Here is a 21,998-nt window from a genome sequence, read left to right as displayed (position 1 = left end):
AAGGATTTGGATACTTCCTCAATAGCGCTATTGACTACAGTTGCAAATTTTGATTTGTATGCTAAAACTACACCGCTTTTTCCTAAAGGGATTTCGCACTATATAATTGATGGGACCAACGGAATGCATGGAATTCACAGTATCAAATATATGATGAAAAGACTTAAAGGCAAAGGGATTGAATGGCTAATAATGGCAGATGAGGATGTAATTTTTTATAATCCAAATCTGGTTTTTGATATTATCAACGAAATGAAAGCAAAGCAAACGACAGTTTGTGGCGTTAGAGACGGGGGAAGTATTGCCCATCGAAATAAAAATCCATTTGTTATAAACACTTTTTTTTCAATACTACATTTCAAAGAAATCGAAGTCATGTGGAATACAAAGGAAATGCTCAAAAATCAGTTTTGTATTCCTAATGAATTTCAAGATGACTTATCTAGATTACCATTTGATTATGATAGCACTAGTCTTTACGAACCTTATTACTGCTTTTATTTCTGGCTGAGAAGAAAAGGGAAACAATTTCTTTTTTTAGAGGCTGTAATGGATTCAGATGGAATTTCAAACAAAGTAGTTTTCAATAATCAAGAAATTTTATGTCATACTTGGTATGCTAGAAGCTATGGTGAAAATGAAAAGCACACCAAAAGAATCAATTGTATCATAGAAAAAATGAAGATCGTAGCAGTGCCAAAAAACTCATTGTCAATTCAAACAAAGCTTTACAAAAAAAGTACTTTTGCACTAGAACAGCTCGTGCTAAAACTTTACGAGAAAATCTGTAGAAAATTAGCCAAATGAAAAAACTAGGAGTTGTAATTACTGATGGAGTAGGGTTCCGGAATTTTATATTGAGCGATTTTTTGGCGGAAGCCGAGAAATTATTCGATGAGGTAGTCATACTATCTTGTTTACCAGACCATATCTACAAGGACTTTGTAACGCAATCAAGAATTATTGAGTTGGATGTTTTTGAAGAAAGGTTCAAAACATGGTTTTTTAGGAAAGCCAAAGAAATAGCGCATTTGCAATTGCATAAAAACAATAATTTTGGAATTCAAGATAGTTTAAGAGTCAACACTACCGCATCTAAATCACCGAGAGGCTATGCTACCCGTTTTATTTTTAAATTAACCGACCATTTACATTCTGAAAAATGGATTCAACGCTTTAATTTTTGGCAAAAAAAATCATTTAAAAGAAATTCGATAACTACTCAATATAAAACAATTTTAGAAAACGAGAATTTTGATTTATTGTTTTTTACACACCAGCGACCGCCTTATATTGCCCCTTTGGTTTTTCAGGCAGCGCAATTAAAAGTGAAGACCGCTACATTTATTTTTTCTTGGGATAATTTGGCATCGAAGGGAAGAATGGCAGCCAATTTTAATTATTATTTGGTTTGGAGTGATTTAATGAAAGCCGAATTGCAACAGTTTTACACTTCAGTTGAAGAAGGAAATATTCAGGTAGTTGGAACGCCACAATTTGAACCTTATGTGTTAGAAAGGTACCAAGTCACTAAAGCCGAATTTGTAGAGAAGTTCAATTTAGATGATACTTTGAAAACCATTTGTTTTAGTTGTGGGGATATTTCAACGAGTAAAAATGATGAATTGTATATTGAAACTATTGCAGATGCGATTGTCGCCAAAAAAATTAGAAATGTAAATTTTATGGTCCGAACATCGCCAGCTGAGGATCCGATACGTTTTGCTGCCTATGTAGCACGATATCCTTTTATAAAATGGAATTATCCCAAATGGAATTTATCCCGTCAAGGGCACCAAGAAGCGTGGTCGCAACGCATACCGACTACAGAAGATGTCAAAGATTTGAGAAGCTTACTTGAGTTTTCTGATTTGAATATCAATATGTTGTCTACAATGAGTTTGGATTTTATTCAATTTGATAAGCCAGTAATTAATACTGTTTTTGGTACTGCTACAAACGGATTGTACGACGACCAACGATTTTTAAACTACGCCCACATTGTCAATGTAGTGAACAGTAACGCTACTAAAATTGTAAAAACTCAAGACGAACTGGTCAATGCCATACAGGTATACCTAGGAAATCCAAATTTAGATTCTGTAAATCGAAAAAAATTATTGCAGTTACAAGTGAGTAAACCAGTTTCAAACACTGGAAACCGAATTGCAACAACACTATTAAAATGGGTGTAAATAAAAAAATAGCGATTCTATGCAATTATGAATTGCTCCCAGAACGAGTAGGCGGAATGGATTATTTTTTTTGGCAATTTGATCAAAAATGCAAAGAAAACCATATTGAAGTCCAATGGTTTTTTCCGAATACAGCAACCCATGGTAATTATCATCAACTTGATATTATTGATACAAAGTATCAAAATGTAGAAGTTTTTTTTGCCAAACATTGTGAAGCCAACACCTTAAATTATAGTTATATTTTTACGCATTTTGTAGAACTATGCACGCCTATTTTTAAAAAAATAAAGCGACTATCTAATGCAAAAGTTATTGCAGTTGATCATAATCCTAGACCTATCAGCGGATATTCGGTAAAGAAGAAAATAGAAAAAAGAGTCAAAGGAATACTCTTTTCAAGATACATTGATTTGTTTGTTGGGGTTTCGCAATACACAGTAAATGCACTACTGCAGGATTTTGGAAATCACTTACAACAGAAGATGAACACCATTTACAACGGCGTTATTATTGACGACATAAAAGTAAGAACGCAAAGAAATTATACAAACCCTACATTTTTAGTAGCGTCACACTTAAGAGAGTCAAAAGGGATTCAAGATTTAATCGAGGCTGTTGCACGTTTACCTGTTGCTATAAAATCTAAATTGATAATCGATATTTATGGTGACGGTCCTTATAAAGCTTCCCTCTTGGATAAAATAAGTGACAAACAATTGGAGGTTAATTTTATTTTTAAAGGTAGTGTTTCGAACTTAAAAGAGCTTTATTGTCAGTATGATTATATGTTGCAGCCCACACACATGGAGTGTTTTAGCTTGTCTATTCTGGAGAGTTTAGCGGCAAATGTTCCCGTAATTACAACTAATGTTGGCGGTAACCAGGAAGTGATAACAAACAATAAAAATGGTTTTATTACTGCCGCAAAAGATATTTCGGCACTACAACTTGTAATTAAAAAAGTATATTTGGGCGATTTTAAAATCACTCAAAATACCAGAGCATTAATTGAAACTCGTTTTTCATTAGATTCGATGGTGGATAATTACTTGAAATTAATTTAGCACAGCCCTACAATACGATATTATGTTCTTCAACTCTCTTTCTTTTGCTCTTTTTTTGCCACTTGTATTTGTATTATACTGGTTTGTTTTCAATAAAACCAAAAGCAGTCAAAATGCTATTTTAATACTTGCGAGTTATTACTTCTACTCTTGCTGGGACTGGCGGTTCTTATTCTTGCTGGTTTTTTCCACTTTTTTAGATTACTATACTGGAATCCAAATTGAGAAAGCTAAATCTGAAAATAGTAGGAAATTTTGGTTTTGGTTGAGTATTAGTATGAACCTTGGTTTTTTAGGAATTTTTAAATATTACAACTTTTTTGCAGATTCTTTTTCTCAACTTTTGAATGGTTTTGGACTGCAAACGAGTCCGCTACTATTAAATGTTGTTCTCCCTGTTGGTATTTCTTTCTATACTTTTCATGGCCTCTCTTATGTAATTGACATCTATTTAAAAAGAATAAAAGCAGAATATAACTTTGTAGATTATTCGTTGTTTGTTTGTTATTTCCCTTTGTTAGTAGCAGGTCCTATTGAAAGAGCGACCCACTTACTGCCTCAAGTGAAAGTAAAACGCAGTTTTGATTATCAAAAAGCAAAAGAAGGAATCTACCAATTTATTTGGGGTTTATTAAAAAAAGTAGTCATTGCAGATACATGCGCTACCTATGCCAATGCTATTTTTGATCATTATGAATCTATGAATTCGCTTTCTCTGCTTTTGGGAGCCGTGTATTTTGCTTTCCAGATTTATGGTGATTTTTCAGGGTACTCGGATATGGCATTGGGAATGTCTAAATTGTTTGGAATTGATTTGTTACGAAATTTTAATTATCCATATTTCTCCAGAGATATTGCTGAATTCTGGCGCAAATGGCATATTTCATTGTCGTCTTGGTTTCGGGATTATGTGTACATTCCTTTGGGCGGAAGCAGCGGTGGTATGGGAATGAAAATAAGGAATACTTTTATAATTTTTTTAGTGAGCGGTTTTTGGCATGGCGCTAATTGGACCTTTATCGCTTGGGGCTTTATCAATGCGCTCTATTTTTTGCCGTTGTTACTTTTAAATAAAAATCGATCCAATATGGAAACCGTTTCATTGCAGTGCCATTTAAGTTCGGTTCGAGTGTTTTTAAACATTTTAAGCACATTTGCACTGACCTGTTTAGCATGGATATTTTTTAGAGCAAAATCAATTGGAGATGCTTTTGATTACATTAAACGAATGTTTTTAAATCTTAGCTTCGATTCGCAATATCTCGAGAACGAGCGTTATAATTATGAATTGCTATTGCTGGTTTTGGCTTTTATACTGGTGGAGTGGAACAGCAGAACCCAAATTGAACCTATTTCAGGAAAGTATTCGTGGCTGAAATTAACATTATGCCTGGCGGCAATTGTAGCATTAGGGACCTATTCTGATTATAAAGAATTTATATATTTTCAGTTTTGATTTGTGAATTTTAGCTTAGACGATATTCATTTAAAAGTAAAACGTCAAAACTGCGCTTGAGGTCACAGAAGGAGTTGTTGTAAGATACTTTTCTTGCAATGTCGCAAACAACAATAAAAATTACGTTACGCATGAAAAAATTTATACTATTCGCTTTCAAAACACTAATTGTAACTGTATTAATAGCTGTTGTGTTAGATTTTTTGTACACGGCAGTTTTTTTACAAGCATCTAATCGTGGTAAAATTGATTACGTTTATAATTCCCAGCCAAGGAATTATGATGTCGTTATTTTAGGATCTTCTAGAGCAAACAATCATTTTGTTTCCCAGTTATTTGAAGAAAAGGGCTTAAAAGCTTACAATTACGGAATGAGCGGAGGTCATTTATTCGAAGCATCTTTAATTTTAAAATTAATGATTGATAGAAAATATAAAATTCAAAACGTGATTATTGAAACAGATCTCAATTTGTCTAATGAAAAAAGAGCAGACGGCATTTCATCTAAGTTTTTACCTTACATTCATAACTCGAATGTAATAGAGAAACATTTTAGTCAGGAAAAGGATTTTTCAAAGTTGTTTTATATTCCTTTTTACCGGTACATTGTTTTCGATGCTCAAATTGGTTTTCGAGAAATGTTTTTCAATTTTATACATAAAAAAACCTCACATCTTCAAAATTTGGGATATTATCCTTTGGTAAACAAAAAAGGAAATATGAAAAATGACATCAGCGCTTTAAAGCCCATACAAAACAAATATTACGAAGAAATAAAGCAAATTTGTAAAGCAAACAATATCAATTTAATTGCTGTTATGACGCCAATGTGCGCCAATACAAAGGGGTTGGATTATTTTGAAAAAGTGAATAAAATCTATCCTGAAATCCATAATTATGAAAACGCAGTAGAAGGCGACCAGTATTTCTCTTCTTGTGGGCACATGAATGATGCGGGAGCAAGATTGTTTACGATGAGAATTATTAAGGATTTTTTTTAAAAAAAATAACCATATACTACTGTAAAAAAAATACGAAGCATCACTTCAAGTCTATTACCCCTGAAACCAAAAATCGTTACTCAAAACTCAAAATATTAGATGAAAATAGCTTTTCTAACGCCTGAATATCCACATGCTTTTACTGGCAGTTCTGGCGGACTGGGAACGAGTATCAAAAATTTAGCAGTCGGACTATTGGCAGCTGGTTGTACTGTTCGCGTTTTGGTATATGGTCAAAAGGAAGACAGCATTTTTGATGATGCCGGTATTTGCATTCAACAGATAAAAAATGTAAAACTTAAAGGATTATCGTGGTATCTAACCAGAAAAAAACTCCAGCGGATCATTGATACCCTATATCAAAAAAAGGAAATCGATTTGGTTGAAGCTCCCGATTGGACCGGAATCACCTCGTTTATACGTCCAAAAAAATGTCCTATTGTACTAAAGTTGAACGGATCGGATACTTATTTTTGTCATTTAGACCAGCGTCCCGTAAAATGGATTAATAAATTTCATGAAAAGCGAGCGCTTAATACTGCTGACGCTTTGCTCTCTGTAAGTCAGTTTACTGCTGACACTACCAACGCGGTATTTCATTTAGATAAAAATTTTTCTATCATTCCAAATTGTATTGATACGAACGTCTTTAGCAATGATGTCGATAGTAGTAGTAATGACAATTCCATCTTGTATTTTGGGAGTTTAATTCGAAAAAAAGGATTGTTGGAGTTGCCATTGATTTTTAATGAAGTCATTCGAAAAAGTCCCGACACCAAATTGATTTTAGTGGGTAAAGATGTCCGAGATATTGCATCGGGCAATGTGTCTACTTGGAAAATGATGCAGCAATTGTTTACACCTGAGGCAATTGCTAATGTTACTTATTTAGGAGTTGTTCCTTACCAAGAAATAAAAAGACACATTATTGAAACAACGGTATGTGTGTTTCCAACATTTGCAGAAGCGTTACCTGTTTCCTGGATCGAAGCAATGGCTATGGAAAAAGCAATTGTCGCTTCCAATATTGGCTGGGCTAGTGAAGTAATTGCTGATGGAGTCAATGGATATTTGGTTCATCCAACGCAGCATAAAGCGTATGCTAATCGCATTGTAACTTTGCTTGAAAGTCCTGATTTGCGAAATCAATTTGGTTTATCAGCCCGTAAAAGTGTTATTGAAAAATTCAGTACAACAACAGTGGCGCAACAAAGTGTATCATTTTACCAAACTGTGGTCACCACTAAATTAAATCAGTAGCAGTAATATTGCCTTTGTTTAGGCCGATTTGCATCTAAAAAATAACAGTTTATGAAATTCGATTTAAAGCAGTGCCAAACAAAATCAGGAGAGATACTGTTGTACTGTGGAGCTCCCGATTTTGAAAAATTAGAAGTTTTAGTACTCGAATCGGGAGATATTTGGCATAGTAGTTTTGAACAAGGTTACAAAAATGCGTTTTCAGAATTGGTATATCAAACGGCAGTTTTTTTCTGGTATTTAAATGATTTTGACGGTTTAGACCAATGTGTGAGTTGGCGAATTAATCCAAACGCATTTGTAATTCGGAAATCAGTTTGGGATACCTTAAATGGTTTTGATGAAGAGTATCAAAATAAACAACTAATGGCTCTTGATTTTGGGTATAATGCCTTGCGAAATAGCGGAGCAATTCCGTTATATGTTAAAGGTTTGTTTGTGCTATCAACTCATGAAAAAATTAAAATAAGTGCCAGAGACCGGTATGTTTTTTTTAGAAAAAATTTTAAAATAGAACATTCTTTTTACATGTTGTACCGTCAAGGTTTTTGGAGAATAGAAGAATGGAAAGGGGTATTGTATGCGCTAAAAAATTTTCATAAAAGAGCGATAGGCCCTAGAATAACTCCAAGAAAATTGAATGCAATTCAAGGTAAACCGACGGTTAGTTACATTATTCCAACCATGATGCGGCAGGATTTTACATTGAATTTATTGAGTGATTTGAAGAACCAATCTTATCTGCCAACGCAAGTAATTGTTGTAGACGCAACACCAATCGACCAACTTAATTTCAGTTTGTACAAACCTGATAACTATCCTTTTGATGTACAGTTTCAGCATCAAAATACGCAGGGAAGTTGTCGCGCCCGTAATGAAGCAATAGCTTTGTGTAAAGGGGATTATATTGTTTTCGGGGACGATGATATTCGTATTCCGCCAGATTTTATAGAGAATCATATTCGCTTGTTGCAAACCTATAATGCCAGTGCTTGCAACGGCTTGGATATCCGAGCGGATAATCAGATACAAAACTTGGAAGATTTGCGAAAAAAGGTGTTGGATTATGAATCTAAAAGATGGATAGTTGGCGCGACACAAATGTTTAGTAATGCTAATTCCTGTGTAAAAAGAACGTTTGTCAATCAATTAGTAGGAAACGATATTAATTTTGACGGAGGTTACGGAGAGGATAGTGATTTTGGGATGTCCTTATCGCAAATTGGAGTTGTAGTTTTGCACAATCCTTTTTCTGTAAACTTGCACCTCAAACCAGCAACAGGCGGTTATCGGTTTTGGGGAAACCAAGCTAAGATTAGTGGAAAACTAAGAAAAAAACAACCTTGGGAACTGGATGTACCTGTAAGTGGCATACGTCCAGTTCCTAGCCCAACCGTTTTGTATGGTATTCTTAAACATTACAGCGCAAAACAAGTTTTAGAATACAAAAAAAAGCATTTTTTTCTGTATCTTTTCAAAGGGTCTAAAACTTCATTCTTATGGCGCTTAATCCGAATACCTTATAAAAATAGGCAATTTGCCAAATCCCTATTTTATGCTAGAAAATTGTTAATACTAGGAAAAAGAACTAAGTAATGATAAATTTCTCTTTAATTGTATGTACGTACATGCGCCCACAGCCCTTGCTTAACTTATTGCAATCGGTTGCGAAACAGACTTGTTATCCCAATCAAATTTTAATTATAGATGGATCAACAGACGAAGCAACTCAAAAAGTAATTGCAGAAAGTACTTTTGTGAATTTGCAGTACTATAACGTACCGCCGGAAACACGCGGACTCACCAAACAAAGGAACTATGGTATCGCAAGAGTAAATGCTGATGCTGAGGTAATTTGTTTTTTGGACGACGACACCGTTTTAGAATGGGATTATTTTGAACAATTATTAAAAACATACGAAATCCATCCCGAAGCTTTGGGTGCAGGTGGTTATATTGTTAATGAGTCTAAAACCGAATTTGTAGGTGTAGATTATCAGCCAAAAGTAACAGAATATTGTTTTGATGGATGGACAAGAAACGATGGAAGTCGTTTTATTTTAAGAAAGAAATTGGGATTAGACAGTGATTGTCCACCGGGATACTCCTCATTATATTCACATGGTAGAAGTGTGGGTTTCCTGCCTCCAAGCGGTAAAATTTATGAAGTAGAGCTGTTGATGGGAGGAGTTTCTTCGTATCGAAATGAGGTATTCGAGAAACAACAATTTTCAAATTATTTTGAAGGGTATGGCTTGTATGAAGATGCTGATTTTGCTTTGCGGGTAGCAAAAATGGGAAAACTATATTTGAATACAGCAGCGCAACTGTACCATTATCATGATGTTGAAGGAAGACCCAATCAATACCAATACGGGAAAATGGTAGTGCGAAATGGCTGGTATGTTTGGCGAGTGAAAAATCCAGATCCAAAATGGAGAGACTGGTTCAAGTGGCATGCCATTACTGTATTGTTAACGGCTATTAGATTTACAAATGCATTTACAACTGCCACAAAAAAGCAAGCTTTTACTGAGGCTTTGGGGCGCACTGTAGGTTGGTGGAGTTTGTGTTTTAATAAACCAATACTAAAATCGTAATGAAGTTTGTACTCTTCACAAATGTTCCGCATCATCAAGTTGATGACCTGTACTTTGCGTATTCGCCTTATGTTAGCGAAATGAATATTTGGACAAAACATGTAGATGAATTTGTAGTTGTTGCTCCTTTAGTATGTAAAGAACTATCGGTTATTGATGCTCCATATACCCATCAAAACATGCAGTTTATTTCGATTCCAAGTTTTGATTTGTTAACTGTTAACGCTATTCTGCGTACTTTTTTTAAACTTCCTATTTTGTTTTGGACCCTATACAAAGCCATGCGAGTTGCAGATCACATTCATTTGCGTTGCCCAAGTAATATTGGGTTGTTGGGTTGCTTGGTTCAAATTCTTTTTCCTAAAACGCCTAAGTCCGCTAAATATGCCGGTAATTGGGATCCAAAATCCAAAAAGCCGTGGTCGTATCAATTGCAACAATGGATTTTAAGCAATACTTTCTTAACCAGAAATATGAAAGTCTTAGTGTATGGAGTTTGGGAAGGTCAGACTCAAAATATTTATCCTTTTTTTACGGCGAGCTATTCTGAAATAGACAAAGTACGATTAATTCCAAAAAAATTACAAACATCGATTGATTTTGCATTTGTAGGGGCTTTAGTCACAGGAAAGAATCCTTTATACGCCATTAAAATAATAGAGGGTTTGCATCTCAAAGGCCTTCCGGTACGCTTGTGTATTTATGGAGAAGGTATTGAACGAAAACTACTCGAAAATTATATTGAAACAAAGCAGCTAGATTCAATAGTTTTTTTAAAGGGAAATCAAAATAGAGAAATAATTCAAAAAGCGTATCAAGAAAGTCATTTTGTGATTTTGCCATCCGCTAGCGAAGGTTGGCCTAAAGCTATTGCAGAAGGTATGTTTTGGGGATGTGTTCCTCTTGCAACTAAAGTTTCTTGTATTCCTTTTATGCTAGACTTTGGAAATCGAGGGTTACTAATGACTATGGATTTAGCAAATGATTGTTTACAAATAGAAAAAATTATTAAAAATCAACCTCTTTATGACAATATGCAAAATCAAGCGGCGACTTGGTCCCAAAAATATACTACAGAGCTTTTTGAATTAGAAATACTAAAGATTTTAAAATAATGCGCGTTGTTCAAATTATAGATTCACTTGAGGCAGGAGGCGCAGAGCGAATGGCAGTAAATTATGCTAATGCGTTGGCTAATGAAATTGATTTTTCGGCACTCGTGGTAACTCGAAAGGAAGGTGATTTGCGAAATCAGATCAACAATAATGTTCCGTATTTGTTTCTAAATAAAAGCAGTACGTTGGATAGTATTGCGTTACTCCAATTACGAAAATTCATTTTAAAAAATAATATTGAAATTATTCACGCACACGGCACCTCGTTTTTCTTTGCGTTTATATTGAAGTTAGTTTTGCCATCTATAAAGTTGGTTTGGCATGATCATTTAGGAATACGAGAAAAGCAGAGTAAAATGCAAAATCTTTCACTTCTTCTTACTTCATTCACTTTTTCTGCCATTTTCGTCGTAAACCCAAAAATGAAAGAATGGGCTCTAAGTAATTTATTTGCTAAAAAGGTGTTTTTTATTCCCAATTTTGTTGAGGTTGCAAATGTGAATCTGGAGTCAACTATTTTGAAAGGACAGTTAGGAAAACGAATTGTATGTATAGCAAATTTAAAAAAGCCTAAAAATCATATAGCGTTACTTTGTGCCTTTAATCAATTACAATTGTATGAATTAGGATGGAGTTTGCACTTTGTAGGCAAGGATTTTCAGGATGATTATTCAACTGCTTTGAAAGAGTATGTTGACAATTTTGATTTGAATAATAGTGTTTTTATCTATGATGCTCAACATGACATTCAGCATATTTTATCTCAATCAACTATTGGAATACTGGCCTCAACAGCTGAGGGATTTCCGTTAGTTTTACTCGAATATGGATTAGCGCAACTGGCCGTTTTATCTACTAATGTCGGCTATTGTTCGAGTCTTATTAAGCCAAATTTTAGTGGTTTGCTTTTCAATCCGAATGATATTCAAGAACTTCAAAATCAATTAAAAATATTGATTAGTAATTCAGATTTTCGAAATCATATTGCTGTAAATTTGAAGCTTGAAGTGATTGAAAACTATTCGAGAGAAAAGATTATTCAAGCAGTAATACAAAAGTATGCTGCAATTCTAATGTAAAAAATGAAAAAAGAAGACCAATCCTATCTCTATTTAATTTTGTTCCATGTGCTAATTGGAGCTTTGGCTTTCTATATACCCTTAATTTCAAAGATATTTGGATATTCTATTTTTATTTTTGGGACATACTACATTGTTAAAAAACAAAATAGAAATAATGAAGCACTAATTGCAGCGGCTTATGTTGTAGGGAGTGAAGTTTTTTTGAGAATGACCGATGGCAATCCTTTGTATGAGATTTCTAAATATGGGGTTATTGTTTTTATTTTTATAGGGATGTATTACAGCGGTTTTTCGAAAGGTGCAGTGCCTTATTGGGTTTTCCTGCTTTTGCTTGTTCCAAGTGTTATTATTTCAACTTTTACTTTAAATTTTGATACGAATATTAGAAAGGCGATCGCATTTAATATTTCAGGTCCAGTTTGTTTGGGTTTAGCATCTTTGTACACTTTTAGACGTAAGATGACATTAGAAGAGATTAATATGGCTTTGTTAAGTATGGGACTGCCCATTGTTTCTTGTATGGTTTATTTAACGTTGTACACTCCTAATATTCGCGATGTGATCACCAGTACGCAGTCTAATTTTGAGACTTCAGGTGGTTACGGGCCCAACCAAGTGGCTACTATTTTAGGATTGGGAATGTTTATTTTTTTTTCGAGAATCATCTTAGATTCAAAAACAAAATTCCAAACCATTCTTAACCTGATACTGGTTTTAAATATCACGTATCGAGGGATGGTTACGTTTTCCAGAGGAGGTATGATTACGGGTTTTTTGATGATTATTTTGTTGTTGGCTTTTTTATATTTTAAATCTAATTTTAGTGGCAGGGTTAAACTCAATTACATTATTGTTTTTATGATTATCGGGATAATAGCTACTTGGACCTATACGTCTTATCAAACGGGCGGACTTATTGACAAACGATACGCCAATCAAGATGCCGCAGGAAGGGCTAAAGAGAGTCAATTTACAGGAAGGGAAGATGTTGCTCAAAACGAGATTGTCAGCTTCTTGAAAAACCCAATTTTTGGGGTAGGAGTGGGCAAAGGAGCCGAAATTAGAGAGGACGAAACAGGAGTTAAAGTCTTGTCTCATGATGAAATTACGCGCATGCTGGCCGAACACGGAACGCTTGGGATCTTAGGATTATTGATTTTATTTTTCACCCCTTTAGTATTGTACTTAGAGAACAAGTTTAATATGTTTTTGTTGTGTTTTGTTGCTTTTTGGTTTTTGACTATTAATCATGCCGCCATGCGAACCGCAGCGCCTGCTTTTGTTTATTCCTTATCACTATTGAATATCCAGTTGGGATTTCCTAGCAAAAAGAGAGACGATTGATAGTGGTACACACAAATTTTATCATAAATCTTTAACTTTTTAATGCTTCTTTTGTAAAATTACTATTCAAGTTTGGACTTCAAAATTGACAGATGAGAAACGAAATTGCCAATTATTTAAAAAATTGTTAAAAATAGTAACATTTCTTAAATTTATTTGAAATCAAAAGCACTAAATTGCAATTGTAAAGCTATATGAATTATGTTTTTAGATAACAAAATACATTTTGAAATATCAGAGCGAAAGATGATCCTTCGAGTTTTTGATGTGTTTTTTGTTTTTGTTTTTTTAATTTTAATTGGAAATTATTTTGATGTAGATTATTTAGTTCGAGTTACAAATACTTGGTATTGGATGTTATTTCTTGGTGTCTACCTTAATTTTTTTGGTACTATTTTCGAAATGTATAATCTTCAAGTTGCCAGCAATCAGTTTCAAGTATTCAGGAGTTTAATCCTTACCGCATCGACAACTGTTTTCGTGTACTTATTAACACCGATTTATTCTCCCGAACTTCCTTCGAATAGAATTCAGATTGTTTTATTTTATCTGGTTGTTTTTTTTGCTCTATTGATGTGGCGCATGTTTTATGTTTCGTTTTTAGCTTCTAATCGTTTTTTTCAAAATGCAGTTTTAATTTGTGATACCGAGCAGGTTCAAGAATTGATTGCAGGATTAGAGAATATTGACCCTAATTATAAAATAATAGCATTCGTTAATTCCGATACTGCCGAAGATGCCACAACCGATTATCCCTATTGTAAAAATATAAAAAGAGATTCCTTATTCTCTTTTGTGAAACAAAACAACATATCCGAAGTAGTGATTGCATCCCAAAAAACGGATGGAATGACTCCTGATTTATATCAGCAATTACTTCGTTTATTAGAATCAAGCATCATCATTAGAGAATATACTCAGGTATATGAAAGTAAAACACAACGCATTCCGGTACAGCATATGTCTCGGGATTTTTATTGTTTCTTTCCTTTTAGCCGAAGCAACCAAAACAAACTCTACCTCATGAGTGTTCGGATTTTTGAAGTTTTACTTTCATTGCTTGGAGCAATCATTGGCATTATAGTAACTCCATTTGTGGTAGTAGGAAATACAATAGGAAATCGCGGGAAGTTGTTTTATACCCAAGAGCGTGTGGGTAAAGATGGCGTTGTTTTTGAAATTTTGAAATTTAGGACTATGGTTAGCAATGCCGAAACGAATGGTGCTGTTTTTACAACTACAAATGATGAGCGAGTGACGGTATTTGGAAAATTTTTAAGAAAAACTCGAATTGATGAATTTCCTCAATTCATAAATATTTTAAAAGGCGATATGGCAGTGATTGGTCCACGACCTGAGCGTCCTTTTTTTGTTAAAGAAATTGCTAAAATTATGCCTTTTTATGAAACACGGCATATCATAAAACCAGGTCTCACAGGATGGGCACAAGTGAATTATTCGTATGGTGCCACTATAGATGAGAGTTTGATAAAATTACAATACGACTTGTATTATATAAAACATCGAAGTATTTTTCTCGATTTAAGCATTGCTTTCAAAACAATTACTACTGTTTTGTTTTACAGAGGACAGTAATTCAAATTTTTAAATTATTATTTCAAATTCTGATAGTGCCTTTGCTTTTTGTAATAAAAATTGGTTTTACTCAATTGCATAGGATTTTAGTCCAATTTTAAATGATAATTGGAATGCGTTTTTTATTTTGAATTGCTATTCTCACTAAAATAAATCCGTTGCATACTACTAAAGGTAATACTAACAGAAAATGTGCTTTGTTGATCAGTACAAAAATGTAAATAATTAAAAAGAATACATTTACCACCGCCAGATTGTAAATTCCTTTTTTGTTTTTGGTCCAATAGAAGTAAAGTAACCCTAATAATGTAGGATTAAAAAGTAATATATTGTAATTGTATCCTAATTCTAAATGTGACGAATACAGACCAATCCAAGTAAAAAAGATTCCTAATGATCCCATTACGCTGAGGTAAAATAGATTGATGGGTTTCTTGTTTAATAACACAATAAACGCAAGGAAGAGAGTATAGGTGTATGGATTGTTCCACCACGAAATCGGTGTTTCTTTTTTGAACTCAATTAAAGTTTTATTTTCTGAGGCTAGTAGATGACCTTCATAAGAAACTTTTTGTAAGCTTTTAAGCAGTTCAAAGGGTAGAAAAATTTTGGTTCCCATTTCATCTACTTTTGTGCCAAAGATAATGCTGGTTCCTAGTTTTTCATAAAAATGACCATCAAAATAGGGGAATAAAATAGTTCTGTAGGTACGATCTGTATCTGAATTTTTGACAATAGCGGTTGTGTTTAGTGTTTTATTGATAATATCAACAACCATCGAAGTGCAGTTTTTGTCTATGAACTTATAGGTATAATGGCTATCACCCGATGCTAACGAGGTATTCAGGTTATCAAATAATTTTTGTTTCATGGCAAGTGAAATAATAAGTTCCTGCTCATAAACGGATCGTTGTTCGTATCCATATTGATTAATGAATTCCAGATAGGGATGTGCAACTGCAAAATATTGCAAGTCACCTTTCATGAATTTCATAACAAAATTTGGAGTACTAAAATCAAAAGCACCATAATTGTATACCACATCAACACCTAGAACCGCATCACTAACGCGAATAGCTGTATGTCCAAAAAGAGAGTAGGATTCATTTCCTGTTCCACAAGTAATAATTCTGACTTTTGCTGCATTTGATAAGGAAATGGTTTGTCCAAAACTATAACTAGCTGTAAAAATCAAAAGAAAAAGTAGCACTGTTTTTTTGAAAGAAGGTAGGTTCATTTTTTTAAATTTTTGAATTTTAAATTAATTTCGGAACATGCCTAAGTCCACCTTAATAGAAAATATATTAGAGTACAACGCTGTACTTTGATTGCCTAGATCAGTAAGAGCATAATCAATTTGAATCCCTTTGTATTTGAATCCCAATCCAATATTAGGTTGAAAACCAACTTTTTCAGAATTGTCAAGTTGTTGTACATTTTGAAAATTACCTACACCAGCACGAACGAAAACCAAATCAGTGTAGCCAAATTCTAATCCCAAAGCTGGATCGATACTTACAAAATCAGTAGCAATAAGGTCGTTGGTTTTAGCAAACCGCATGTTCATATTGGCAGCAGCCAGAATGCTATAATCGTATCGGATAATGAATTTTTTAGCGATTCCCAATTGTGCTTTTGGGGCTGTAATCTCAGTACTTTCTGGTAATTCTTGATTCTCTCCAGGTATGGCATTTGCGATTTTCTTATATTCCTCCTCGTCTATATTCCACACATTATAGGTTGTTGTGATGTCTCGTAGCATCAATCCAAATTGCCAATTTTTTTTTTCGAATTGTACTCCTACATCAAAACCAAAACCCCAGGAGTTGGCAAATTTACCTATAATTCTTCGGATCACTTTCGCGTTTACACCATATTGAAATCCAGGAACAGGCAGTTTGCGTGCGTACGAAAAAGTAAAGCCATAGTCAGCCGTTGAAAAAAGACTGATGCGATTGTAATCAATATTGCCTTGACTGTCGATTAATTCTGTTGTATTTAAAATATCGTCAACACCAAAACGAATTAAGGAAATTCCCCAAGCACTTCTATCATCAATAGGGCTAGCATAAGCCAAATAATCGTATTGGGCTATATTGGCAAAATAATTAGCATGCATGGCGGCCACTTGTTGGTCCTCAAGATTGATTAATCCCGATGGATTCCAATACCCAGAATTCACGTCGCTAGTCGCAGCCACCATCGTGTTAGACATGCCTAATGCTTGGGCATCCACGCCGATATTCATAAACTCATTCGAGTATTTACGTACGGTTTGGCTATAATGAAGTGTACTGACCAATACCGCGGCTATTAGGAAGCTTGTTTTCAATGTGGGCTTTTTTACAGTCGATAGGACTGTTTAATTTTTATCAAAAATATAATTTTTTAGCGAGCTTATTTCTCCTTTTCAACAAATAAATTTAAGAATGAATGAGCTGCAATAGAATATTGTTAGTACATCTTCTGTCTCTTTAGAAATTCAGATGTTTCTAAATTTTGGTGCTGTTAATAATAATGCCAGTAGAGTTTCTTTCAAATCTTCCTTACAAAACGTATTTTCGATCAACATATTATACTAAATTTGCCAACTGTGGTTTACCAAATAGTATACATATGACAATCAAAAAACACATCCCCAACACGATTACTTTACTCAACCTTTTCTGCGGTTGCATCGCCCTTGTTTTTGCATTCAACCAAGATTTTGAAATGGCATTTTATTTTGTTTGCTTGGGTATTTTCTTAGATTTTTTTGATGGGTTTTTTGCACGGTTGTTCCACGTTTCGAGTCCGCTTGGTTTACAATTGGATTCTTTGGCAGATATGGTTACCAGTGGTGTGGTACCGGGTTTAGTAATGTTTCAAATGATGATTGATCATTCGTCTACTGCAGTTGTCGCCCATATGCAATGGTTTCCTTATTTGGGCTTTTTGATTACAGTGGGTTCTTGTTACCGCTTAGCGAATTTTAATATCGATACCCGTCAAACCGACTCTTTTATAGGTTTGCCAACGCCAGCAAATGCCTTGTTTATTTTAAGTTTGCCTTTGGTGTTAAAATATACTGATTCTTTGATTAACATCGAACTATTGACAACTCCTTGGTTTTTATTAGTGATATCTGTTTTGAGTGTTTATATGTTGAATGCTGAAATTCCGTTATTTTCTTTGAAGATCAAGAAATTTAGTTTTAAAGAAAATGCACTTCAAATTGTCTTTTTAACTTTGTCCCTTTTACTATTGATATTATTGCGCTATTTAGGAATTCCGTTAGTTATTATTTTTTATGTCGTGTTGTCTGTAGTGAATAATAAAGTGCTTAAAAAGTAGTTTTTTTTGAATGAAAAGAAAAACGATCATAAGAAAAACTACGGTAGTTCGTAAACCTAAAAAGAAAGGAACTGTTTTATCCGGAAAACTTTTGCATTACTGTATTGTTGCCGTTTTATTCATGCTTTTTGCTCTCACAGTTTATCATTACAGGGGTGGTTTAGCATACTATTTTAGTTTTAAATCAGATAAAGTACTGCGGGAAGAAAGCGAGGCCAAACGTATTTCTGATGTTCGAAACTATCAGGTTTTGGAAAAACATGAGGGAAAAAGTATCGGTTTGGATGTATCCGAATACCAAGGAAGGATAAGTTGGAGTTATGTTGACACTTTAGAAAAAAAATACCCATTGCATTTTGTGTTTATTCGGGCTACTGTTGGAAAAGATCGGAAAGATCTTCAATTTAATAAAAATTGGCTTGGCGCCAAAGAAAACAAAATGATTCGTGGTGCCTATCATTACTATCGTCCCAATGAAAATTCACTAGAACAAGCGGCACTTTTTATTAAAACAGTACGACTTCAAAAAGGCGATTTGCCTCCCGTTTTAGACATTGAAAAATTGCCTAAAAACCAGTCGATTGAAAATCTTAAATTAGGATTGAAAAGATGGTTAAATGCTGTAGAAGCGCATTATGGTGTAAAACCTATCATTTATACAGGCGAGCGGTATTACGATGATTTTTTGAAAGAAGAGTTCAGCGATTATCTTTTTTGGATTGCCAATTATAATTTTTACAGAGAAGAAATAGCCGAAGATTGGTTGTTTTGGCAATTTACCGAAAAGGCTTCCATTCCTGGAATTAAAGGTAATGTAGATATAAATATTTACAATGGTGATTTGCAACAGTTGCGGTATATTACTGTGGAGTAGTTTTTTTAATGACTAGTTTTTAGTAAATAGTGAAAAAAATGTAGAATACTGATCACTTTTTTTAAAGTGAACACTGACCACTTTCCTAAAATTCCAATTTCTTTTTTCTCAATTCAAAATTTTGCCCTAAATACACGCGACGCACCATTTCGTCTTCTACTAATTCTTCCGGAATACCAGCTTTAAGAATTCCACCTTCAAACATCAAGTAGGTTTTGTCAGTAATAGCCAAGGTTTCCTGTACGTTGTGGTCGGTAATAAGAATTCCGATATTTTTATTTTTCAATTGGGCTACAATTCTTTGAATGTCCTCAACAGCTACAGGATCGACACCCGCAAAAGGTTCATCCAATAATATGAATTTTGGATCAGTAGCCAAACAACGTGCTATTTCGGTACGACGGCGTTCGCCACCAGATAGTAGATCCCCACGGTTGGTGCGAATGTGTTCTAAACTGAATTCTTCAATTAGACTTTCCATTTTTGCGACTTGTTCGGCTTTGGAAAGTTTAGTCAATTGCAGTACGCTTAATATGTTGTCTTCGATGCTTAATTTTCTAAAAACAGAAGCTTCCTGCGCTAAGTATCCAATTCCCTGTTGTGCTCTCTTGTACATCGGGTAATCAGTGATGTTCAAATCGTCCAGAAATATATTCCCGGAATTTGGTTTAACCAATCCTACAATCATATAAAATGAAGTTGTTTTTCCGGCACCGTTAGGACCAAGAAGCCCCACGATTTCGCCTTGATTCACTTCTACCGAAATGCCTTTTACTACACTTCTTCCTTTGTAGGTTTTGATTAAATTTTCGGCTCTTAATTTCATTTTTTTTAGTTTGATCGTTTAAACGGGTTAACTGTTTATTCGTTTAATTGTTTAATCGTATAAATAAACGAATAAACAATTAAACGATTTAACTTCTTAACAATTTATTTGGTTGTTGCTTCTTCTAATGCTTCCCAAAATTCATAGGCTCTTCGTAAATGAGGAACTACAATTGTTCCGCCAACTAGAGTCGCTATTCCCATGGCTTCCATCATTTCTTCTTTGGTAACCCCTTCCTTGTGGCTGGTTTCCAAATGGTATTTTACACAGTCATCACAACGTAAAACAGCTGAGGCTACTAGTCCCAGAAGTTCTTTTGTTTTTACATCTAGTGCTCCCGCAGCGTAGGCATTGGTGTCTAGATTAAAAATGCGTTTTACAATTTTATTATTGTCTGCCAATAATTTTTCGTTCATTTTAGAACGGTACTCGTTGAATTCTTCTATGATATCAGCCATTTACTTTTTTTTGATTTTTTACTACTATTTTTGAAATGAAGATGCTAGCTTCATATATTAACAACATCGGAATGGTTACAATAATTTGACTCACAACGTCTGGAGGAGTTACAATTGCTGCTACAATTAAAATTATAATTACTGCATATTTCCAGTATTTCCTTAGGAATTCCGGCGTTACTAATCCTAACTTGGTCAGGAAATAGATAATTATGGGTAATTCAAAAAATAATCCGCAAGCGATTACACTTGTTTTTACCATTCCGATGTACGAGTCGATACTAAACTGATTTTTGACAACCGTACTAACGGTGAATGTAGCAAAAAAGTTCACAGACATGGGTACAATGACAAAATAGCCAAACAATACTCCTAAAAAGAAAAGTAAAGAAGAGGAGACAATAAAAAGTCTTGCGTGTTTTTTCTCTTTTTCATACAAGGCAGGACTGATGAATTTCCATACTTCCCAAAGGATAAATGGAAAACCCAGAATAAATCCGGCAGTGATACAGGTCCAAATCAAAACGTTAATTTGACCCTCCATATTGGTGTTTTGAATGATGAAAGGCATGTCTGTCACACAAATACTCTCTGCGAAACCCAATTGATTAGACAGGTCGCAAAAAAACCGATAGGTAACGAAATTAGCATTGGTTGGACCAAAAATGATCACGTCAAAGATGTAATCACTCACAAAAAAAGTAACGGTTGCAAGGATTAAAATTGCAATAGTGCTTCGAACCAACAACCATCTTAATTCTTCAAGATGATCTAAAAACGACATTTCGTTTAAGTTTTTTTTTGCCATTATAGTATTCCTTCTTTTAAAATATCATGTAAATGTAACACTCCTTGGTACACCCCTTCATCGACCACAACTAATTGTGTGATAGAAAAATCTTCCAAGATATTCAATGCATCTACGACCATAGCGGTAGATGGAATTAATTTTGGATTTTTGGTCATAATGTCTTTTGCCGTCAAATCGCTAAATGAATCTCTGTCGTTCAACATGCGTCTTATGTCTCCATCTGTGATAATTCCTACTACTCTTTCTGCATCGACCACTGCTGTAACACCCAAACGTTTTTCAGAAATTTCGAAAATAACCTTTTTAATTGACGCATCAGGTGAAACCATAGGTTTTAGAGTATGTTCTAATATATCTTGTACGCGCAACAATAATTTTTTGCCTAATGCGCCACCAGGATGGTAAACAGCAAAATCTTCTGGTTTGAAATCGCGCATTTCCATTAAGCAAACTGCAAGTGCATCGCCCATAACTAATTGTGCGGTGGTGCTGTTTGTTGGCGCTAAATTATTAGGACAAGCTTCAGAATCTACTGTGGTGTTCAAAACAAAATCGGCACCTTTTGCCAGAAAAGAACCCGTATTTCCTGTTATTGCTATTACTGTATTTCCAAATCGTTTTAAAAGTGGTACCAGAACTTTAATCTCTGGACTGTTTCCGCTTTTAGAGATACAAATGATACTGTCATCATTTTGAATCATTCCTAAATCCCCGTGTATTGCCTCTGAGGCATGAAGAAATAGCGATGGCGTTCCAGTCGAGTTAAATGTTGCGACCATTTTTTGAGCAATAATAGCACTTTTTCCTATTCCTGTTACAATTAATCGTCCTTTAGAATTGTAGATATTTTGTGTTGCTTCAATAAAGTTTTCATCAAGAAAATCAGTTAGTTTTGCAATAGATTCGCTTTCCGATAAAATAGTTTTTTTGGCGCTAGCCAATATATTTTCTTTAGATATCAAAACAGAATGATTAAAATT

General features: G+C 34.3%; 20 protein-coding genes. 14 read left to right on the top strand and 6 right to left on the bottom strand.

Annotated features, from left to right (window positions below):
- Window positions 1–6: 6 nt before the first annotated feature.
- From AC061C_RS02670 to AC061C_RS02615, 12 genes are all read left to right on the top strand, one after another.
- Window positions 7–807, top strand: a complete 801-nt coding sequence (locus tag AC061C_RS02670) for a hypothetical protein (RefSeq protein WP_478289912.1) — start codon at window positions 7–9, stop codon at window positions 805–807.
- Window positions 804–2,195, top strand: coding sequence for a hypothetical protein (locus AC061C_RS02665; RefSeq protein WP_478289911.1), 1,392 nt, complete (start codon window positions 804–806; stop codon window positions 2,193–2,195). Before AC061C_RS02670 ends, AC061C_RS02665 begins: the two co-directional genes overlap by 4 nt.
- The gene (locus tag AC061C_RS02660; RefSeq protein WP_478289910.1) at window positions 2,186–3,262 is read left to right on the top strand and encodes a glycosyltransferase family 4 protein; all 1,077 of its coding nucleotides are present in this window, start codon (window positions 2,186–2,188) and stop codon (window positions 3,260–3,262) included. The genes AC061C_RS02665 and AC061C_RS02660 overlap by 10 nt, the downstream gene beginning before the upstream one ends.
- Window positions 3,263–3,284: 22 nt before the next feature.
- Entirely contained in the window at window positions 3,285–4,718 is a 1,434-nt protein-coding gene (locus tag AC061C_RS02655) for an MBOAT family O-acyltransferase (RefSeq protein ID WP_478289909.1), read from the top strand.
- Between the two features lie 131 nt (window positions 4,719–4,849).
- A complete protein-coding gene (locus tag AC061C_RS02650) occupies window positions 4,850–5,719 on the top strand; it encodes a hypothetical protein (RefSeq protein WP_478289908.1) in 870 nt (289 codons plus the stop codon).
- Window positions 5,720–5,818: 99 nt separating this feature from the next.
- A complete protein-coding gene (locus tag AC061C_RS02645; RefSeq protein ID WP_478289907.1) occupies window positions 5,819–6,979 on the top strand; it encodes a glycosyltransferase family 4 protein in 1,161 nt (386 codons plus the stop codon).
- Window positions 6,980–7,030: 51 nt separating this feature from the next.
- Entirely contained in the window at window positions 7,031–8,575 is a 1,545-nt protein-coding gene (locus AC061C_RS02640; RefSeq protein ID WP_478289906.1) for a glycosyltransferase family 2 protein, read from the top strand.
- Window positions 8,576–8,577: 2 nt separating this feature from the next.
- Window positions 8,578–9,579, top strand: coding sequence for a glycosyltransferase family 2 protein (locus AC061C_RS02635; RefSeq protein WP_478289930.1), 1,002 nt, complete (start codon window positions 8,578–8,580; stop codon window positions 9,577–9,579).
- On the top strand, window positions 9,579–10,694 hold the full coding sequence (locus AC061C_RS02630) for a glycosyltransferase (protein WP_478289905.1): 1,116 nt from the start codon (window positions 9,579–9,581) through the stop codon (window positions 10,692–10,694). The genes AC061C_RS02635 and AC061C_RS02630 overlap by 1 nt, the downstream gene beginning before the upstream one ends.
- Window positions 10,694–11,773 (top strand): glycosyltransferase, encoded by a 1,080-nt coding sequence (locus tag AC061C_RS02625; RefSeq protein ID WP_478289904.1) that lies wholly within the window; start codon window positions 10,694–10,696, stop codon window positions 11,771–11,773. Before AC061C_RS02630 ends, AC061C_RS02625 begins: the two co-directional genes overlap by 1 nt.
- A 3-nt stretch (window positions 11,774–11,776) precedes the next feature.
- Entirely contained in the window at window positions 11,777–13,120 is a 1,344-nt protein-coding gene (locus AC061C_RS02620) for an O-antigen ligase family protein (protein ID WP_478289903.1), read from the top strand.
- Between the two features lie 201 nt (window positions 13,121–13,321).
- Window positions 13,322–14,716, top strand: coding sequence for an exopolysaccharide biosynthesis polyprenyl glycosylphosphotransferase (locus AC061C_RS02615; protein WP_478289902.1), 1,395 nt, complete (start codon window positions 13,322–13,324; stop codon window positions 14,714–14,716).
- 97 nt (window positions 14,717–14,813) lie between these two features.
- Here AC061C_RS02615 and AC061C_RS02610 read toward each other — a convergent pair whose 3' ends face one another.
- Window positions 14,814–15,953 carry a lipoprotein N-acyltransferase Lnb domain-containing protein gene (locus tag AC061C_RS02610; protein ID WP_478289901.1) on the bottom strand — a complete coding sequence of 380 codons (1,140 nt, stop codon included), beginning with the start codon at window positions 15,951–15,953 and terminating at the stop codon, window positions 14,814–14,816.
- Window positions 15,954–15,977: 24 nt separating this feature from the next.
- Window positions 15,978–17,048, bottom strand: coding sequence for a putative type IX sorting system protein PorV2 (locus tag AC061C_RS02605; RefSeq protein WP_478289900.1), 1,071 nt, complete (start codon window positions 17,046–17,048; stop codon window positions 15,978–15,980).
- A 284-nt stretch (window positions 17,049–17,332) separates the two neighbouring features.
- Between AC061C_RS02605 and AC061C_RS02600 the strand changes: the two genes are divergently transcribed.
- Together AC061C_RS02600 and AC061C_RS02595 are read left to right on the top strand one after the other, a co-directional pair.
- Entirely contained in the window at window positions 17,333–18,049 is a 717-nt protein-coding gene (locus AC061C_RS02600) for a CDP-alcohol phosphatidyltransferase family protein (RefSeq protein WP_478289899.1), read from the top strand.
- A 10-nt stretch (window positions 18,050–18,059) separates the two neighbouring features.
- Window positions 18,060–18,923 carry a glycoside hydrolase family 25 protein gene (locus AC061C_RS02595; RefSeq protein ID WP_478289898.1) on the top strand — a complete coding sequence of 288 codons (864 nt, stop codon included), beginning with the start codon at window positions 18,060–18,062 and terminating at the stop codon, window positions 18,921–18,923.
- Window positions 18,924–19,008: 85 nt separating this feature from the next.
- Here the strand turns inward: AC061C_RS02595 and lptB are convergent, their stop codons facing one another.
- The 4 genes from lptB to AC061C_RS02575 form a co-directional block, all read right to left on the bottom strand.
- Window positions 19,009–19,749 (bottom strand): LPS export ABC transporter ATP-binding protein, encoded by a 741-nt coding sequence (lptB, locus tag AC061C_RS02590; protein ID WP_417946574.1) that lies wholly within the window; start codon window positions 19,747–19,749, stop codon window positions 19,009–19,011.
- Window positions 19,750–19,853: 104 nt separating this feature from the next.
- Window positions 19,854–20,207 carry a carboxymuconolactone decarboxylase family protein gene (locus tag AC061C_RS02585; protein ID WP_417946575.1) on the bottom strand — a complete coding sequence of 118 codons (354 nt, stop codon included), beginning with the start codon at window positions 20,205–20,207 and terminating at the stop codon, window positions 19,854–19,856.
- A complete protein-coding gene (gene tatC, locus AC061C_RS02580; protein WP_478289897.1) occupies window positions 20,200–21,015 on the bottom strand; it encodes a twin-arginine translocase subunit TatC in 816 nt (271 codons plus the stop codon). The genes AC061C_RS02585 and tatC overlap by 8 nt, the downstream gene beginning before the upstream one ends.
- Window positions 21,015–21,980, bottom strand: a complete 966-nt coding sequence (locus AC061C_RS02575; protein WP_478289896.1) for a KpsF/GutQ family sugar-phosphate isomerase — start codon at window positions 21,978–21,980, stop codon at window positions 21,015–21,017. The genes tatC and AC061C_RS02575 overlap by 1 nt, the downstream gene beginning before the upstream one ends.
- Between the last annotated feature and the right edge of the window lie 18 nt (window positions 21,981–21,998).

Source organism: Flavobacterium sp. GNP010 (genome assembly GCF_056428945.1).
The sequence above is the reverse complement of the archived record's forward strand: the minus strand, read 5'-3'. Positions and strand labels throughout refer to the sequence as shown.

Coding starts and splice junctions, on each gene's coding strand:
- AC061C_RS02665 (WP_478289911.1), top strand. CDS start 804: ATGAAAAAACTAGGAGTTGTAATTACTGATGGAGTAGGGTTCCGGAAT.
- AC061C_RS02610 (WP_478289901.1), bottom strand. CDS start 15,953: ATGAACCTACCTTCTTTCAAAAAAACAGTGCTACTTTTTCTTTTGATT.
- AC061C_RS02585 (WP_417946575.1), bottom strand. CDS start 20,207: ATGGCTGATATCATAGAAGAATTCAACGAGTACCGTTCTAAAATGAAC.
- AC061C_RS02650 (WP_478289908.1), top strand. CDS start 4,850: ATGAAAAAATTTATACTATTCGCTTTCAAAACACTAATTGTAACTGTA.
- lptB (WP_417946574.1), bottom strand. CDS start 19,749: ATGAAATTAAGAGCCGAAAATTTAATCAAAACCTACAAAGGAAGAAGT.
- AC061C_RS02595 (WP_478289898.1), top strand. CDS start 18,060: ATGAAAAGAAAAACGATCATAAGAAAAACTACGGTAGTTCGTAAACCT.
- AC061C_RS02615 (WP_478289902.1), top strand. CDS start 13,322: ATGTTTTTAGATAACAAAATACATTTTGAAATATCAGAGCGAAAGATG.
- AC061C_RS02625 (WP_478289904.1), top strand. CDS start 10,694: ATGCGCGTTGTTCAAATTATAGATTCACTTGAGGCAGGAGGCGCAGAG.
- AC061C_RS02620 (WP_478289903.1), top strand. CDS start 11,777: ATGAAAAAAGAAGACCAATCCTATCTCTATTTAATTTTGTTCCATGTG.
- tatC (WP_478289897.1), bottom strand. CDS start 21,015: ATGGCAAAAAAAAACTTAAACGAAATGTCGTTTTTAGATCATCTTGAA.
- AC061C_RS02600 (WP_478289899.1), top strand. CDS start 17,333: ATGACAATCAAAAAACACATCCCCAACACGATTACTTTACTCAACCTT.
- AC061C_RS02655 (WP_478289909.1), top strand. CDS start 3,285: ATGTTCTTCAACTCTCTTTCTTTTGCTCTTTTTTTGCCACTTGTATTT.
- AC061C_RS02645 (WP_478289907.1), top strand. CDS start 5,819: ATGAAAATAGCTTTTCTAACGCCTGAATATCCACATGCTTTTACTGGC.
- AC061C_RS02640 (WP_478289906.1), top strand. CDS start 7,031: ATGAAATTCGATTTAAAGCAGTGCCAAACAAAATCAGGAGAGATACTG.
- AC061C_RS02630 (WP_478289905.1), top strand. CDS start 9,579: ATGAAGTTTGTACTCTTCACAAATGTTCCGCATCATCAAGTTGATGAC.
- AC061C_RS02660 (WP_478289910.1), top strand. CDS start 2,186: ATGGGTGTAAATAAAAAAATAGCGATTCTATGCAATTATGAATTGCTC.